The organism is Curtobacterium sp. Curtsp57 (genome assembly GCF_047324335.1).
Taxonomy (GTDB): domain Bacteria; phylum Actinomycetota; class Actinomycetes; order Actinomycetales; family Microbacteriaceae; genus Curtobacterium.
The window spans coordinates 3,480,248-3,495,432 of sequence record NZ_CP168511.1 but is presented as its reverse complement, the minus strand read 5'-3'; the positions used below and the strand labels follow the sequence as shown (position 1 = coordinate 3,495,432).

Here is a 15,185-nt window from a genome sequence, read left to right as displayed (position 1 = left end):
GATGCCTTTCACTTCTTCGTGGTGGGGGTGGTGCTGCTGTGGTGGGTGCTGCTCAGGCCTTGACGGACCCGGCCGCCAGGCCGGACTGCCAGAAGCGCTGGAGGAAGAGGAACGCGACCACGATCGGGATGATCGTGAGGAGCGATCCGGTGACGACGAGGTTGTAGATCGGCTGCGCACCGGAGCCGGTGGCCTGCGCGTTCCACTGGTTCAGCCCGACGGTGAGCGGGTACCACTTCGGGTCGCTCAGCATGATGAGCGGCAGGAAGTAGTTGTTCCAGGTCGCCACGACCGCGAACAGCAGGACGGTGACGACACCTGGTGCGAGGAGTCGGAGCGCGATCGTGAAGAAGATCCGGAACTCCCCGGCGCCGTCCATGCGGGCGGCTTCGAGGAGCTCGGCCGGGATCGCGTCGACCGCGTAGGTCCAGATCAGGTACATGCCGAACGGGCTGATCAGCGACGGCAGGATGATCGCCCACGGGGTGTTCGTGAGCCCGACCTGCGAGAACAGCAGGAACGTCGGGACGGCCAGCGCGGTACCCGGCACTGCGATCGCGCCGAGGACGACGGCGAAGACCGCGCGACGGCCGGGGAACTGGAACTTCGCCATGCCGTAGCCCGCGACCGTCGCGAGGAGGGTCGCACCACCGGCCCCGACGACGACGTAGAGGAGCGTGTTGCCGAACCACTGCAGGAAGATGCCGTCGTTGTACGTCAGCGTGTCGACGATGTTCTGCCAGAGGTTGAAGTCGCCGCCGAACCAGAGTCCGAAGGTCGACAGCAGCGACGACTGCGTCTTCGTGCTGTTCACGAGCAGGTAGAACAGCGGCGCGAACGAGTAGACGACGAAGACGATCATGACCGCGGTCAGGAGCCCCGATCGCTTCGGCTTGCGTCCGTCGACGGGCTGCTTCGTCTTCCTGGAGGCTCGTCCAGCGCCGGCGCGTCCGTCGCGGAGCGTCGTGGTCGCCTCGGTCACCGTGGCCGGCTGGGTGGGACCGGCGGCGGGGTGCTGCAGGGTGCTCATCGGTTCTCCTGTCGGGTACCGCGGACCTGGACGACGTAGGCGATCACCGCGGTGATCACGCCCATCACGATCGCGACGGTGGCGGAGTAGTTGAACTGCTGGCCACTGAAGGACAGCGAGTAGGCGTACATGTTCGGCGTGAAGGACGAGCCGATGACGTTCGGGGCGAGGGTCTTCAGCAGGTTCGGCTCGTTGAAGAGCTGGAAGCTGCCGATGATCGAGAAGATCGTGGCGATGACCATCGGGCCGCGGAGCGCGGGCAGCTTGATCGAGAACACGGTTCGCAAGGGCCCGGCACCGTCGAGCTCGGCTGCCTCGTAGAGCTCGCCGGGGACGGTGCGGAGGGCCGCGTAGAAGATCAGCATGTTGTAGCCGAGGAACTCCCACGTGACGACGTTCCCGATCGACGTGAGGACCCAGGTCGGGCTGAACGGCTGCAGCAGGTCGATGCCGAGTGCGTGGTTCGCCGCTCCGGTCAGGCCGAACTGGTTGCCGTAGATGAAGCCCCAGATGAGTGCTGCGACGACCCCGGGCACCGCGTACGGCAGGAACACCGCGATGCGGAAGAAGGACCTGCCCCAGAGCCGGGCGCTGTCGAGGGCGAGCGCCGCGACGAGGGCGAGTCCGAGCATGATCGGCACCTGGATCACGAGGAAGATCCCGACGCGTCCGAAGCCGGTCCAGAACTGCGAGTCCTGGAAGAGCTGGACGTAGTTGGCGAACCAGACGAACTGGTTGCCGCCGACGAGCTGGTCGCGGAACAGGCTGAGCCAGAGCGCGTACCCGATCGGGACGATGAGCATGAGGACCAGGACGGCGACGAACGGGCCGACGAACAGCCAGCCCGTGTAGCGGCCGCGGGCCTTCGGTCGACGTCGCGGTGGCGATGCCGGCGCGGTCGCCGCTGCCGGGCGCGCTGCGAGCGTGCTCATGTGACTCCTTCGTCTGCTGCGTTCGGGTGCGTGATGTTGACGTCAACATCGACCGACGCGACGATAGCATGGCAACGTCAACATGCGCTAGCGTTCGGGTCTGACGGTCGCGATCCGCGTCGTCTGGACGAGGGGAACGGCGTGACCACGGACATCGACCCGAGCGTGCGTCGGGCGCCCTCGATGGCCGCGGTCGCCGATGCGGCCGGCGTCTCGATGCAGACCGTCTCCCGCGTCGCCCGCGGCTTCGACAACGTCAGCCCCGAGACCCGCGACCGGGTCCAGCGTGCGATGACCGATCTCGGCTACCGGCCGAACCGAGCCGCTCGGGCCCTGCGCTCCGGGCGCTTCCGGACGATCGGCGTGATCATGTTCACGCTCGCGTCCTTCGGCAACATGCGCACCCTCGAAGCGATCGCCGACGCCGCCGGTGCCGCCGACTTCACGATCACGCTGCTGCCGATGGCGTCGCGCACGGAAGAAGGCGTGCGCTCGGCGTTCTCCCGACTCCACGAGCAGGCGGTCGACGGGGTCGTGATCATCATCGAGTCGCACGTCATCGACACCGCGGAGGTCGCGCTGCCCGACGGTGTACCCGTCGTGGTCGTCGACTCCACCGGCACCACGAACCACCCCGCGATCGACACCGACCAGGCCGATGGTGCCCGCCTGGCGACGCAGCACCTCCTCGACCTCGGGCACGACACGGTCTGGCACGTCGCCGGCCCGGCCTCGTCGTACTCCGCCGCACGACGCCTCGCCGCGTGGCGGGGCACCCTCGAAGCAGCGGGGCGCACGGTCCCCCCGGTGTTCGAGGGCGACTGGGGCACGGCGTCCGGCTACCGCGCCGGGCTCGAGATCGCCCGTCGCCCGGAGATCACCGCCGTGTTCGCGGCGAACGACCAGACCGCGCTCGGCATCCTGCGCGCGTGCCACGAACAGGGTCGCGCGGTCCCGGAGTCGCTCAGCGTGGTCGGCTTCGACGACTCGCCGGAATCCGACTCGTTCTGGCCGCCACTCACCACGGTGCACCAGTCCTTCGACGAGGTCGGCCGGCTCGCGGTGAGCACCCTGCTCGCCCAGATCTCGGGCGACACCGCGGACGCGGGCACCGATCTCGTCCCCGTACGCCTGGTCGAGCGCGCGAGCACGGCGGCCCCGCCGAGCTGATCGACGGACGGCCGGTCACTCGAGCGTCGCGACGCCCCGCCGGAGCACGTCCCGCGCGGCACGCGCCCGCGGGATCACCCACACCGCGCTCCACGTCGCGAGCCCCGCCCACAGCGCGAGCAGGATCGCCGTCAGCACCGGCGGCTGCTGGTCACGCATCGACCACGTCATCGCTCCCCAGCACACCGCGAGCACGATCTTCCCCCAGCCCGCGACCTGCTTGTCGGCCTCGGCCTGGACGAGCGGGATCCACACCGCGGCGGGGACACCGGCGGGCACCTCGCCCTCTGCCACCCACCGCTGCACCGCGACGACGCGCTCGTACCCGCCTCCGAGCCGCCACGAGCGCACGGTCAGGAACGCCCCGATCGCTGCACCGGCGGCACCGACGGGGATCGCGACGGCGACGAGCACCCCCGTCGTCGCACCGGCCCACGGCGACACCAGGAGCATCACGAGCACGACGGCGAACGCCGCTCCGGCCACGCCGGAGCCGACCAGCCGCATCCGGCCGGCTTCATCGATCAGTCCGACGCCGCGCATGCAATGGACGGTACCCGCTCCGGACGGGAGGCTCGTGGCAGTCCGGCACCGAGCCTCCCGTCCGGCGGCGCGCGCGTTCCTGCCCATCACGCGCGACCTGGCCCATCACGCGCGACCGGGAAAGCGGAAACGCGCGTAGGGGGCCGGAAGAACCGACCTCCTACGCGCGTTTCGACTTCCTCCGCGCGGAAGCGCACGCCAGCGCGCGCTACCCGATCGAGAGCGCCGTCCAGCTCACCGGGGGGAGCTCGATCGTGACGGTGTCACCCTCGCGGCGAGCCGTCTCGTTCGTCCGGAGTCCGACCCGCGACGTGTTCGCCAGGTCGTTGACCGCGTGCAGGTCGTCGTCCCAGACGCCCTCAGCGTGGACGTCACCCGTGACGTCGAGCCCGGACAGGTCGATCGTGACCGTCGTGCTCTCCGAGGGGTGACGGTTGACGAGGAACACGGCGGCCTTGCCGTCCTCGATCGTGGCGGCGGAGTCCACGACCGGGACCTCGCCGTACGTGCCACCGTCGACCGTGTCACCGGACGCGATGACCTGCAGCGAGGTGCCGTGGGCGAGCCTCGACGTGAGCGAGAACGGGAAGAAGGTGGTCTGTCGCCATGCCTCGCCACCGGGCTCGGTCATGATCGGGCCGATCACGTTGACGAGCTGGGCGATCGACGCCGATGCGACACGGTCCGCGTGGCGCAGCAGCGAGATGAGCAGGCCACCGACCACGACGGCGTCGGCCACCGTGTAGACGTCCTCGAGCAGGCGCGGTGCGACCGGCCACTCGTCGAGGGTGAACTCCTTCTGCATCTCGTTCCACTTCGAGATGGACCAGACGTTCCACTCGTCGAACGAGATGTCGATGCGCTTGTCGGACTTCTTGTGCGCCTGCACGTGGTCGGCTGCGGTCGTGACCGTGTCGATGAAGCGGTCCATGTTCACGCCGGACGCCAGGAAGGTGGCGAGGTCGTCGCCCTCTTCGTAGTACGCGTGCGCGGAGATGTAGTCGACGTCGTCGTAGGCGTGCTCGAGGACGGTGCGCTCCCACTCCCCGAAAGTCGGCATCGACGCACCGGACGACCCGCAGATGACGAGCTCGAGGTCCGGCTGGATCTGGCGCATGCCCTTCGCCGTCATCGCTGCGAGCTTGCCGTAGTCGTCGGCGTTCTTGTGGCCGAGCTGCCATGGCCCGTCCATCTCGTTGCCGAGGCACCACATCGTCACGCCGAACGGTTCCTCGCGGCCGTTGCGCTTGCGCTCCTCGGAACGGGCGGTCCCGCCGGGGATGTTCGCGTACTCGAGCAGCTCGATGGCCGCCTCGGTGCCGCGGGTGCCGAGGTTGACGGCGAGCATCATCTCCGACCCGACGGAGTCGAGCCACTGCTGGAACTCGTGGAGACCGACCTCGTTCGTCTCGGTGGAGTGCCAGGCGAGGTCGAGACGACGGGGGCGCTCGTCGACCGGGCCGACACCGTCCTCCCACTTGTAGCCGGAGACGAAGTTGCCGCCGGGGTAGCGGATCGTGGTGACGCCGAGCTCCTTGACGAGCTCGATGACGTCCTTGCGGAAGCCGTGCTCGTCGGCGCTCTCGTGCGCGGGTTCGTGGATGCCGTCGTAGACGTGGCGTCCGAGGTGCTCGACGAAGCCACCGAAGAGCCGGCGGCGCACGGGCCCCACCGTGAACGCGGAGTCGAGGACGAGGTGTGTGCGGGGCATGGATCTCCTTCGATCTGCTGGGCATCAGGCGTGCAGTGGCGGCCCGACTCGAAAGTGAGCGCTCACCCATCCGTAACGCTACCGGTATCCACGGCAGTGCGAAAGGGCTGGCGCATCATCGAGTCGCGGGCTAATGTGAGCGCTCACGGAGCACCTGCCCTGGTGTTCTCAGCCCGGCCCATCCCGATGGAGTGATGCCATGCCGAACCGACCCGTCCCACCCGTCCCACAGTTGCGAGGCGGCGCCTTCACCCGGCGGAGCCTCCTCGCAGCCGGTGCCGCGGCGGCCACCGTGCTCCCCCTCGCCGCGTGCTCCAGCCCGATCGCCGCAGGCCTCGCCGGCAGCGCGCTCAACCCCGAGACCCTCGTGTTCTGGAACCTCTTCGGTGGCGGTGACGGCGCCCGCATGCAGGAGATGGAACGCGGGTACGCCAAGCAGCACGGCGGATCCAGCTCGCTCCAGGCGACGACGTTCGCGTGGGGCAACCCGTACTACTCGAAGGTCACGCTCGCCACCGTCGGGAACAAGCCGCCGGACGTCGCGATCTCCCACCTGACGCGTGCGAAGCCGCTCTGGGACGGCGACCTGCTCGACCCGATCACGTCCGACGACCTCGCCGGTGTCGGACTCGCTGCGAGCGACTTCAACCAGAAGGCATGGACGGCGCAGAAGACGGACGGCAAGAACATCTGCGTGCCGCTCGACACCCACCCCTTCGTGCTCTTCTACAACGTTGACGTCTGCCAGAAGGCCGGGCTGATCGACGATGACGGCAAGCTCAAGGACCTCACCGGGCTGGAGGCGTTCGAGAGCGCCCTCGCCGCGGTCGCGAAGGTGACGGGCGGCACCGCGCTCAACGTCGCGAACGTCAGCGAGATCGCGACCCCGTGGCGCTTCTTCTGGACGATGTACAACCAGATCGAGGGCGCGACGCCGTTCATCAGCGACGGCGGCGCGAAGCTGACCGTCAACGAGGACGCGTACACGAAGGTCACCGAGATGACCCAGAAGTGGGTGAAGAACGGCTGGCTGAACAAGGGCCTCGACTACGCCACCGCCCAGACCCTGATGTTCACCGGCAAGGCCGGCTTCTTCATGCAGGGCGAGTGGGAGATCAGCACGGCGCAGTCGATCAAGGGCCTGAAGTTCGGCATGGCGCCGATCCCGCAGCTCTTCGACAAGCCGGCCACCCAGGCCGACTCGCACACCTTCATCCTGCCGCGGAAGGACCGCACGCCGGAGCAGAAGAAGGCGGCGATGCTGTTCATCAAGCAGATGCTCGAGCAGAGCATGACGTGGGCGCAGGGCGGCCACGTCCCCGCGTACCTGCCGACCTACGACAGCTCCGCGTACAAGGAGCTCACGCCGCAGTCGAACTACGCATCCGCTGCCGAGACCGCCGTGTTCGACGACGCCGCCTGGTACGGCGGATCCGGTTCCACGTTCGAGAACACCGTCGGCGCACAGCTCGCACTCGTCCAGCAGGGCTCGAGCTCCCCCGCCGCCGCCATGAGCGCGATCAAGTCGCAACTGTCGACCTACCTCAACACCCCGAGCCCGCTGTGAGCGGCGACGTGAACACCCCGCGAAAGGCACGATGACGTGACTGCAGCACCAGTCCTCACCCGTCCCACGGGAGCGGCCACCGCTCCCCGTCGAGTCCGCACCTACCGCACCAGCCTCACCCGCGGCCAGGGCCGCAGCGGCTGGCTCTTCCTCGCCCCGTTCGGCCTGTTCTACCTGGCCTTCCTGCTCGGTCCGACGATCTGGATGATCGTCACGAGCTTCTTCAACACCTCGACCGTCCGCACGGGCCTCGGCAGCTTCGCCGGGTTCGCGAACTACGCGGAGATGCTCGGGCGCGCCGACTTCTGGTCCTCGCTCTGGCACACCCTGCAGTTCACGCTCTACACGACGCCGCCGCTCGTCATCCTGGCGTTCGTCTTCGCCGTGCTGACCAACCGGATGAACCGCGGCCAGTGGTTCTTCCGACTGGCGTTCTTCCTGCCCTTCATCCTGCCGTCGGCGACCATCTCGCTCATCTGGGTGTTCATCTTCACGCCGAGCACCGGCCTGTGGGCGAGCGTCCAGTCCCTGCTCGGGATGACCCCTGGTGCCGGTGTGCTGGCGAGCCCGAACACCGCCATGATCGGCGTCGCGATCGCCACGGTCTGGTGGACGCTCGGGTTCAACTTCGTGCTGTACCTGGCGGGGCTGCAGGAGATCCCCCGCGAGCTGTACGAGGCCGCCGCCGTCGACGGTGCGTCCAGCTGGCAGCAGATCAAGTCGATCACGCTGCCGCTCCTCGGCCGGACGACGACGCTCGTCATCCTGCTGCAGATCATCGCGAGCCTGAAGATCTTCGACCAGGTGTACCTGATGACGAACGGCGGGCCCGGCATCTCGACCCAGGTCTCGCTGCAGCTCATCACCGGCGTCGGCTTCACCGACAACCGGCTCGGCGCGGCATCGGCCGCGTCGGTGCTCCTGTTCATCGTGATCGTCGCGATCGCGGTCATCCGGCAGATCGTCGAACGCGCTGCCGCCAAGCGAGAGATCGGGGCCTGACATGACCGCCACCGAGAGCATCACCACCAGCCGGCCGAAGCTCCGTTCCGGCGTCTCGGCCGCCGCACCCGCGAACGCCGCGAAGATCGGTGTCAGCGGCAAGGGGTTCAACATCACGGCCGCGATCATCCTGACGGTGTTCGCGATCATCTGGCTGATCCCGAGCCTGTTCGCGCTGAAGACCTCGTTGTCGGACAACGGCGTCGCGGCACTCGGCGCGAACTCGATCCTGTCGAACTGGAACCCGACGCTGCACTCCTACGCGGCGCTCTTCCAAGCCGGCGACATCTGGAACTGGTACCTCGCGAGCGGCATCACGAGCGTCGTCACGGCGCTCCTCACGGTGCTGTTCGCGTCGATGGCTGCGTTCGCCCTGTCCCGGCTGGTGTTCCGCGGCCGGAACCTCGCGTTCCTGCTCATCATCCTCGGGATCATGATCCCCACCCAGGTGCTGATCATCCCGATCTTCCAGGAGCTCAACGCCGTCAACCTGCTGAACACCTACTGGTCGGTGATCTTCCCGCAGGTGCCTGCCGTGATCGCGGTGTTCATCTTCAAGCAGTTCTTCGACGGCATCCCGCGTGAACTCGAAGAGGCCGCCCGCATCGACGGCGCGAACATCTGGAAGGTCTACTGGTCGGTCATCCTGCCGCTGTCGCGACCGGTGATCGCGGCGGTGACGATCCTGACGTTCGTCGGGGTCTGGAACAACCTGCTCCTGCCGCTGTTCGTCCTGTCCAACCCGGACCTCATGACCGTCCCGGTCGGTCTGGCGACGGTCCAGGGCAGCTTCGGCCAGCGCTACGCCGACATCCAGGCCGGCGCCATCCTGGCGGCGTTGCCGCTGATCATCCTCTACCTGATCTTCCAGCGGCAGATCGTGGAGGGCGTGACGGGTTCCGGCCTCAAGGGCTGACGCGACCCAGGGCGGGCGGGAGGCTCGGTGCCAGCTGGCACCGGGCCTCCAGTCCGTCACCGGGCCTCCCGTCCGTCAGCCCCGCCAAAGCGACAGTTCTCCGCCGACGTTCGGCGGAGAACTGTCGCTTTGGCGAGAGGGAGCGGCGAGCGGCGTCGGGCGGCACCGGGCGGCGGCCGGCAGACCCTCAGGGGGTGGGGGTGACCGTCCAGGTCCCGTTGGTCTGGATGGCCATCACGCCGGGCAGGTCGACGTCGAAGGACTCGGTGAACGCCCCGGTGTTCCCGAACAGCTGCGGGTCGGCGGACGTCGTGAACACCCGGCCGGAGAACGAGTCGTCCGGTCCGCTCGGCCGGTAGTCCACCGTCACGTGCGAGACGTCGTCGGAGAAGAAGAGCACCGCGGGCCCGGTCCCCGACTGCGACCCGGACACGTACGGCAGGTCGTTCCAGCTGCGCAGGGTCACCGTCCACGGGCCGTCGGCCTCGACGATGATCGTCTGGTCCGGGGAGTCGCTCTGCAGGACGCCGGTCAGGAACGAGCCCCGCAGCGGCGCGGTCGCGCGTCCGAACGGCGACATCCGACCAGGGGCGGTGACGGTCGCGGTGCCCGTGCAGGACGAGCAGTCGAGCTCGACCACCACGGCGAAGTCACCGTCGGCGTGGAAGGCCACGTTCGACGACCCGGTCCCCGATGCGGTCGCGGACACGCCGCCGGAGACCGTCCCGGCGTCGACGGTGTCCGGGAGGGCCTGCGCGATCGCCGGCGTCGTCGCCGTCGGGGTGGAGGTCGGAGTGGGCGTCAGGGTCTTGGCCGGCGACGGCGTCCGCGTCGCCGGGGCCACGTCGGGCTGGCCTGATGCCTGCGCGCACCCGCTCACGAGCAGGACCGCTGCCACGAACACGCCGACCGCCGCTGTTCCCCGCACCGTCCCCATGCGCACAGCCTGGCACGATCCGGCCGGGTCAGGCCGGGACCGGCTCCTTCGCCTCGCGCTTCCAGAACCCGGAGAACGTGATGCGGGACTTCGGCAGCCCCGAGCGGTGCAGGTGGCGACGACCCTCGGTCGCGAGGGTGGACTCCCCCACGACGAACGCGTAGGCGTGCTCGTCGGTGGGCGTGTGACGCCGGAGTTCCTCGAGCGCCGCGGCTCCGGGGACCGCGTGGACGTCGTCGCGGACGAGCCACGTGACGGTGACCCCCGCCGGCGCGTCGAGCGGGCGGACGTCCGCCGCGACCGGGACCTCTTGGATGATCCGACCGACCGCGTCCCGCGGCAGCGACGCCGCGATGCCGACCACGCCGGGCAAGCCCGTCTCCTCGGCGACGACGAGGACCTCGCTCGCGTCGTCCGGGCAGTCGAAGATGCAGCCCTGGTCGAGCATCGCCAGTTCCTGACCGGGACGGGCAGAACACGCCCAGATCGCCGCACGGCCCTCGAGCGACCCGTCCCCGCTCGTGTGCACGACGAAGTCGATGTCCAGCTCGGCCTGGGTGACCGCGGTCGCCGGGCGGAAGGCGGCGACGGTGTAGTTCGCGCAGTGCGGGCGGGTCTCCTCGGGGATGGCGAGGAAGGTCGGCCACCACTTCGTGCCGTCGAGCTCCGGCAGGCGGAACGCGTCCTGGTGGGGGTGCTGCATGAACAGGCGGAACCAGTGGTCGAACCCGAGGTACCCGAACTCGTGCAGGTCGTCACCGGTGACCGTGACGCGGTGCATCGACGGCGTCACGCGCTCGGTCCGGACGACCCGGGCACGGAAGAGCCGGGGGTTCACGGGCAGGAGCCGCGGGTTCTTCGCCATGAGGCAAGGCTAACCTAAGATGGTCCGCGTGCCAGCCCCCACCCCCGCTCTCGCCGCCCCGGTCCGCGGCCCGCGCGACCCCGGCGTCGGTGCCGCCGGCGTCCACCGGACGACGACCAGGCGGCGGACCGCGATCGTCCTCGGCATGGTCGTCGCGCTCGCGCTCGTCGTCGTCGCCAGCATGCTGCTCGGCAGCAACCGGATCGGTGTCGACCGTGTCCTCGCCGGGCTGCTGCACACGGGGTCGAGCACCGACGACGCCATCGTCTGGGGGTCGAGGATCCCGCGCACCGCGATCGGCGCCGCGGTCGGTGCGGCGCTCGGGATCGCCGGACTGCTGATGCAGGGGCACACCAGGAACCCGCTCGCCGACCCCGGCCTGTTCGGAGTCTCCGCCGGCGCCGGTCTCGCCGTCGTGATCGGTGTCTACGTCTTCGGGATCACGAACACCGGCGTCACCGTGTGGTTCGCGCTCGCAGGCGCCGTCGTGGCGAGCGTCGTCGTGTTCTCGGTGACGATCGCGGGTAGCGGGACCGCCAGTCCCGTGCCGCTCGCCCTGGCCGGCGCCGCGGTCTCGGCGCTGCTCGGCGCACTGACCTCGTTCCTGGTCCTCACCGACCGCGACTCCCTCGACGCCTACCGACTGTGGGTCGTCGGCTCGCTCTCCGGCCGCCAGATCGACGTGCTCCAGGCCGTGTGGCCGTTCCTCGTCGCCGGGCTGGTGCTCGCCGTCCTGAACGTCCGGTCGCTCGACGCGCTCGGGCTCGGAGCGGACCTCGCGAAGGGGCTCGGCGAGAACGTGCTCGTCGCCCGGCTCGTCGGACTCGGCGGGATCACGCTGCTCGCCGCAGGGGCCACCGCCGCCGCCGGGCCGATCGGGTTCGTCGGCCTCACGGTGCCGCACGTCGCCCGGGCGCTCGTCGGCACCGGGCACCGCTGGGCGCTCCCCGCATCCGCCCTGCTCGGGGCGGCGCTCGTGCTGCTCGCCGACGTCATCGGCCGGCTCGTCGGGGGCTTCGCCGAGGTCGAGGTGGGGATCGTCCTCGCCGTCATCGGCGGTCCGGTCTTCGTCGCGGTCGCCCGCCGCCGATCGCTGGTGTCGCTGTGAGCGCCGTCAACACCTCGCGCGCCGTCGACACCACTCGAGCGGCCGACACCGCCGACACGGTGCGCGCCACGCGCCAGGGCATCAGCATCGGGCCCGTCGGGCTCGCCTGGCGCCCCCGGGTGTTCTGGCTGACGATCGCCGCCGTCGCCGCCGCGCTGCTGCTCGTGATCCTCGGCGTCGCGATCGGCTCGACGTGGATCGCACCGGGCACGGTCGTCCGGTCGCTGCTCGGCCTGGGCACCGGTCCTGATGCCTTCATCGTCCAGACGCTCCGGCTTCCCCGGGTCCTCACCGGCGCGCTCGTCGGGCTGACCCTCGCGGTCGCCGGTGCGCTGACCCAGACGTTCACGCGCAACCCGCTCGGCACGCCGGACATCATCGGCGTGACCTCCGGGGCGAGCGTCGGCGCCGTGGCCGCGGTCGTCATCGGCGGTGGCACCTACGCCGTCGGTGCCGTGGTCCTCGGCAGCGGCATCCCCGTCGCCGCCACGATCGGCGCGCTCATCGCAGCGGCCGTCGTGTACGGGCTCGGGTGGCGCGGCGGCGTGCAGAGCTACCGGCTCGTCCTGGTCGGCATCGGGGTGAGCGCCACACTCGACGCGGTCATGAGCTACCTGCTCGTCCGAGCGCAGATCACCCAGGCGGCCGCGGCGTCGCAGTGGCTCGTGGGGAGCCTGTCGAGCACCTCGTGGGCGAGCGTCTGGCCGCTGCTGATCGTCGCCGCGGTGGCGGTCCCGATCGCGCTGGCCACGAGCGCCTCCCTCGGCATCGGGCAGCTCGGGGACGAGGTCGCCGTCGGCGTCGGACTCGCGATCCAGCGACACCGCCTGCTCGTGATCGCGCTCGCGGTCGTCCTCACCGCCGCCGCCGTTGCCGCCGCGGGGCCGGTCGGCTTCGTCGCGTTCGTCGTGCCGCAGATCGCCCTGCGCCTCGCCGGCACGAACCGTCCGCCGCTGCTGCTCTCCGCGGCGCTCGGCGCGGTGCTCGTCCTCGCCGCCGACCTGCTCGCCCGCTCGGCGTTCCCCTGGCAGGTGCCGGTCGGCATCGTCACGACCGTGATCGGCGCTCCGTACCTGATCTGGCTCCTCATCCGTCACCGCAAGGAGATGTCCCGATGACGACACTGCACGACACCACGACGACTGCACCGCACGACAGCGCCGTCGCGACACCGCCCGTCCTGGAGGCGCGCGGCCTGTCCGTCGGCTACGACCGCCGCGCCGTCCTCAGCGACCTCGACCTGCGCATCGAGCGCGGCACCGTGACGACGTTCCTCGGCGCGAACGGCTGCGGCAAGTCGACGCTCCTGAAGGCGTTCGGGCGGGTCCTCAAGCCGATCGCGGGCGAGGTCCACCTCGACGGCGTCCCGATCCGCAAGGAGCCGAACCGCGCCGTCGCCCGGAAGCTCGCGATCCTGCCGCAGTCCCCCGCCGCCCCGGCCGGCACGAGCGTGCTCGACCTCGTGATGCGCGGCCGGAACCCGCACCAGTCCTGGGCACGCCCGTGGACCGCAGAGGACGCCGGTGTCGCCGAGGAGGCGATCGCCGCGACCGGCCTGACCGAGGTGGCGCACCGCGACGTCGCGAGCCTGTCCGGCGGGCAGCGGCAGCGGGCCTGGATCGCGCTCGTGCTCGCCCAGCGCGCCGACACCCTGCTGCTCGACGAACCGACGACGTACCTCGACCTCGCGCACCAGCTCGACGTCCTGCGCCTGGTCCGGCGGATCAACCGCGACCAGGGATCGACGGTCGTGATGGTCCTGCACGACCTGTCGCTCGCAGCCAGGTACTCGGACCGGCTGGTCGTCCTGCACGACGGCGGCGTGGTCGCGGACGGCTCCCCGGTCGACGTGCTCACCCCCGAGGTCCTGCAGTCGGCGTTCGGGCTGCACGCGCGGGTCGTCCCCGATCCGGTGACCGGCGCGCCCATGGTCGTGCCCGAGGCGGACGAGCACGACGTCACGGGACTCGCGGCCAACGCGAACTTAGGTTAGCCTCTCCTAACGTGAAGCTCCGTACCGTTCTCCTCACCGCAGTGGCCGCGTCGGCCCTGCTCCTCGCCGGCTGCTCGTCCACGGGCGCCTCCGACTCCGCGGGCTCCGGCTCCAGCTCCGCGGCCGACGGGGGTGCGTGGTCGTACAAGGACGCCACCGGCACCACCGTGAAGGTCGACCACACGCCGAAGCGCGTCGTCGTGCTGAACGACATCGCGATCTCGTTCGTCGAGTACGGCCTGCACCCGGTCGGCACCTTCGGCCAGATCCCGATGACGCAGGACAAGCGGTTCGACGGGCTCGACACCGACGGCATCACGCAGCTCGGCACGGCGTACGGCGACATCGACCTCGAGAAGCTCGCCGCGCTCAAGCCCGACCTCGTCGTCACGTCGGTCTACCCGAAGGACGAGCAGGGCACGCTCGACTCCTCGGAGCCCGGCTACGGCTTCAAGGACACGGCACAGCAGAAGCAGATCCAGGCCATCGCGCCGGTCGCGCAGGTGAAGTGGGGCGGCAAGGGCCTCGACGTCATCAAGGACATCACGGGCCTCGCCGAGTCCCTCGGGGCCGAGCAGTCGAAGGTCGACGCCGCCGAGAAGCGGTTCGACACCGCGAAGACGAAGCTCGAGACCGCGGCGAAGGAGAGCGACCTCACGGTCGTGTCGATGTACGCCGACGGCGACGGCGCGTACGTCACCCGCCCGGCCGACGAGCCGACGCTGCAGATGTACACGGACTTCGGCGTCGACCTGGTGAACCCGAAGCCGAAGGGCTTCTACTGGGGGATCTACAGCTGGGAGAACGCGGGCCAGATCACCGGCGACGTGATCCTGCTCTCGCAGCAGGGCTACCAGGTCGCGGACCTCGAGAAGCAGCCGACGTTCGCGGACAACAAGGCGCTCGTGGCCGGTCAGGTGCACAGCTGGACCTTCCCGGCGCTCGACTACGCCTCGCAGGCCGACTACATGACGGACCTGGCCGGGTGGCTGTCGGACAGCAAGAAGCTGTCCTAGAACGCGAGCGCGCGCGGACGGGAGGCACGGTGCCAGCTGGCACCGTGCCTCCCGTCCGTCTCGGCGCGATCGCGAGCCGTCAGTCCAGCGGGAGCAGCGGGGCCCAGAACGCATCGGGGCCGTCGGCGACGACGGCGTCCGCCTCGAAGCGGAACCCGTAGTCGCGGACGAACTCGGCCGCACCGGCGATCTCGTCCTGGGCGTCATCGCGGTCCGGCTCGAACAGGTACACGCCGTGCCCCATCGTCACCCCGCTGTCGCTGATGACGGAGAGGTCCCAGCGACCCGGCTCTGCTCGTTCGATGCGGACGACGGCGGCCTGCGCCTCGGTGAAGTCAGCCATGCCCGTGAGCGTACGTGGTGCGGCTGCGCTGTGCCCCGATCGCTGTGTCCCG

General features: G+C 70.0%; 15 protein-coding genes. 8 read left to right on the top strand and 7 right to left on the bottom strand.

From position 1 onward, the window contains the following. Positions 1 to 52: 52 nt before the first annotated feature. Positions 53 to 1,030 (bottom strand): carbohydrate ABC transporter permease, encoded by a 978-nt coding sequence (locus tag ACEN9V_RS16820; RefSeq protein WP_413601272.1) that lies wholly within the window; start codon positions 1,028 to 1,030, stop codon positions 53 to 55. Next, positions 1,027 to 1,962 carry a carbohydrate ABC transporter permease gene (locus ACEN9V_RS16815; protein ID WP_413601271.1) on the bottom strand — a complete coding sequence of 312 codons (936 nt, stop codon included), beginning with the start codon at positions 1,960 to 1,962 and terminating at the stop codon, positions 1,027 to 1,029. The genes ACEN9V_RS16820 and ACEN9V_RS16815 overlap by 4 nt, the downstream gene beginning before the upstream one ends. 183 nt (positions 1,963 to 2,145) lie before the next feature. Between ACEN9V_RS16815 and ACEN9V_RS16810 the strand changes: the two genes are divergently transcribed. Continuing rightward, positions 2,146 to 3,132, top strand: a complete 987-nt coding sequence (locus ACEN9V_RS16810; protein ID WP_413603077.1) for a LacI family DNA-binding transcriptional regulator — start codon at positions 2,146 to 2,148, stop codon at positions 3,130 to 3,132. 15 nt (positions 3,133 to 3,147) lie between these two features. Here the strand turns inward: ACEN9V_RS16810 and ACEN9V_RS16805 are convergent, their stop codons facing one another. Next, positions 3,148 to 3,675, bottom strand: a complete 528-nt coding sequence (locus tag ACEN9V_RS16805) for a hypothetical protein (protein WP_413601270.1) — start codon at positions 3,673 to 3,675, stop codon at positions 3,148 to 3,150. A 208-nt stretch (positions 3,676 to 3,883) separates the two neighbouring features. Beyond that, a complete protein-coding gene (locus ACEN9V_RS16800) occupies positions 3,884 to 5,386 on the bottom strand; it encodes an alpha-N-arabinofuranosidase (protein WP_413601269.1) in 1,503 nt (500 codons plus the stop codon). Positions 5,387 to 5,585: 199 nt separating this feature from the next. Between ACEN9V_RS16800 and ACEN9V_RS16795 the strand changes: the two genes are divergently transcribed. The 3 genes from ACEN9V_RS16795 to ACEN9V_RS16785 are packed head-to-tail and all read left to right on the top strand — an operon-like array spanning position 5,586 to position 8,871. After that, positions 5,586 to 6,953, top strand: coding sequence for an extracellular solute-binding protein (locus ACEN9V_RS16795; protein WP_413601268.1), 1,368 nt, complete (start codon positions 5,586 to 5,588; stop codon positions 6,951 to 6,953). 36 nt (positions 6,954 to 6,989) lie between these two features. Beyond that, positions 6,990 to 7,955 (top strand): carbohydrate ABC transporter permease, encoded by a 966-nt coding sequence (locus ACEN9V_RS16790; RefSeq protein ID WP_281265394.1) that lies wholly within the window; start codon positions 6,990 to 6,992, stop codon positions 7,953 to 7,955. Between the two features lies 1 nt (position 7,956). After that, positions 7,957 to 8,871, top strand: a complete 915-nt coding sequence (locus tag ACEN9V_RS16785; RefSeq protein ID WP_281265395.1) for a carbohydrate ABC transporter permease — start codon at positions 7,957 to 7,959, stop codon at positions 8,869 to 8,871. A gap of 187 nt (positions 8,872 to 9,058) precedes the next feature. Here ACEN9V_RS16785 and ACEN9V_RS16780 read toward each other — a convergent pair whose 3' ends face one another. Next, positions 9,059 to 9,808, bottom strand: coding sequence for a hypothetical protein (locus ACEN9V_RS16780; RefSeq protein ID WP_413601267.1), 750 nt, complete (start codon positions 9,806 to 9,808; stop codon positions 9,059 to 9,061). A 28-nt stretch (positions 9,809 to 9,836) separates the two neighbouring features. Continuing rightward, the gene (locus ACEN9V_RS16775) at positions 9,837 to 10,673 is read right to left on the bottom strand and encodes a siderophore-interacting protein (RefSeq protein WP_413601266.1); all 837 of its coding nucleotides are present in this window, start codon (positions 10,671 to 10,673) and stop codon (positions 9,837 to 9,839) included. Positions 10,674 to 10,701: 28 nt separating this feature from the next. On the opposite strand from ACEN9V_RS16775, the gene ACEN9V_RS16770 reads away from it, so the two are divergent. The 4 genes from ACEN9V_RS16770 to ACEN9V_RS16755 are packed head-to-tail and all read left to right on the top strand — an operon-like array spanning position 10,702 to position 14,790. Continuing rightward, positions 10,702 to 11,781 carry a FecCD family ABC transporter permease gene (locus ACEN9V_RS16770; protein ID WP_413601265.1) on the top strand — a complete coding sequence of 360 codons (1,080 nt, stop codon included), beginning with the start codon at positions 10,702 to 10,704 and terminating at the stop codon, positions 11,779 to 11,781. After that, complete coding sequence (locus ACEN9V_RS16765) at positions 11,778 to 12,899, top strand: FecCD family ABC transporter permease (protein ID WP_413601264.1); 1,122 nt, start codon at positions 11,778 to 11,780, stop codon at positions 12,897 to 12,899. The genes ACEN9V_RS16770 and ACEN9V_RS16765 overlap by 4 nt, the downstream gene beginning before the upstream one ends. Continuing rightward, positions 12,896 to 13,774, top strand: a complete 879-nt coding sequence (locus tag ACEN9V_RS16760; protein ID WP_413601263.1) for an ABC transporter ATP-binding protein — start codon at positions 12,896 to 12,898, stop codon at positions 13,772 to 13,774. Before ACEN9V_RS16765 ends, ACEN9V_RS16760 begins: the two co-directional genes overlap by 4 nt. An 11-nt stretch (positions 13,775 to 13,785) precedes the next feature. Then, positions 13,786 to 14,790 carry an ABC transporter substrate-binding protein gene (locus tag ACEN9V_RS16755; protein ID WP_413601262.1) on the top strand — a complete coding sequence of 335 codons (1,005 nt, stop codon included), beginning with the start codon at positions 13,786 to 13,788 and terminating at the stop codon, positions 14,788 to 14,790. A gap of 79 nt (positions 14,791 to 14,869) precedes the next feature. On the opposite strand, the gene ACEN9V_RS16750 is transcribed toward ACEN9V_RS16755, so the two are convergent. Next, positions 14,870 to 15,133: a hypothetical protein gene (locus tag ACEN9V_RS16750; protein WP_413601261.1), complete on the bottom strand. Its 264-nt coding sequence runs from the start codon at positions 15,131 to 15,133 to the stop codon at positions 14,870 to 14,872. Positions 15,134 to 15,185: the final 52 nt, after the last annotated feature.

Coding starts and splice junctions, on each gene's coding strand:
- ACEN9V_RS16820 (WP_413601272.1), bottom strand. CDS start 1,030: ATGAGCACCCTGCAGCACCCCGCCGCCGGTCCCACCCAGCCGGCCACG.
- ACEN9V_RS16815 (WP_413601271.1), bottom strand. CDS start 1,962: ATGAGCACGCTCGCAGCGCGCCCGGCAGCGGCGACCGCGCCGGCATCG.
- ACEN9V_RS16810 (WP_413603077.1), top strand. CDS start 2,146: ATGGCCGCGGTCGCCGATGCGGCCGGCGTCTCGATGCAGACCGTCTCC.
- ACEN9V_RS16805 (WP_413601270.1), bottom strand. CDS start 3,675: ATGCGCGGCGTCGGACTGATCGATGAAGCCGGCCGGATGCGGCTGGTC.
- ACEN9V_RS16800 (WP_413601269.1), bottom strand. CDS start 5,386: ATGCCCCGCACACACCTCGTCCTCGACTCCGCGTTCACGGTGGGGCCC.
- ACEN9V_RS16795 (WP_413601268.1), top strand. CDS start 5,586: ATGCCGAACCGACCCGTCCCACCCGTCCCACAGTTGCGAGGCGGCGCC.
- ACEN9V_RS16785 (WP_281265395.1), top strand. CDS start 7,957: ATGACCGCCACCGAGAGCATCACCACCAGCCGGCCGAAGCTCCGTTCC.
- ACEN9V_RS16780 (WP_413601267.1), bottom strand. CDS start 9,808: ATGGGGACGGTGCGGGGAACAGCGGCGGTCGGCGTGTTCGTGGCAGCG.
- ACEN9V_RS16775 (WP_413601266.1), bottom strand. CDS start 10,673: ATGGCGAAGAACCCGCGGCTCCTGCCCGTGAACCCCCGGCTCTTCCGT.
- ACEN9V_RS16760 (WP_413601263.1), top strand. CDS start 12,896: ATGACGACACTGCACGACACCACGACGACTGCACCGCACGACAGCGCC.
- ACEN9V_RS16750 (WP_413601261.1), bottom strand. CDS start 15,133: ATGGCTGACTTCACCGAGGCGCAGGCCGCCGTCGTCCGCATCGAACGA.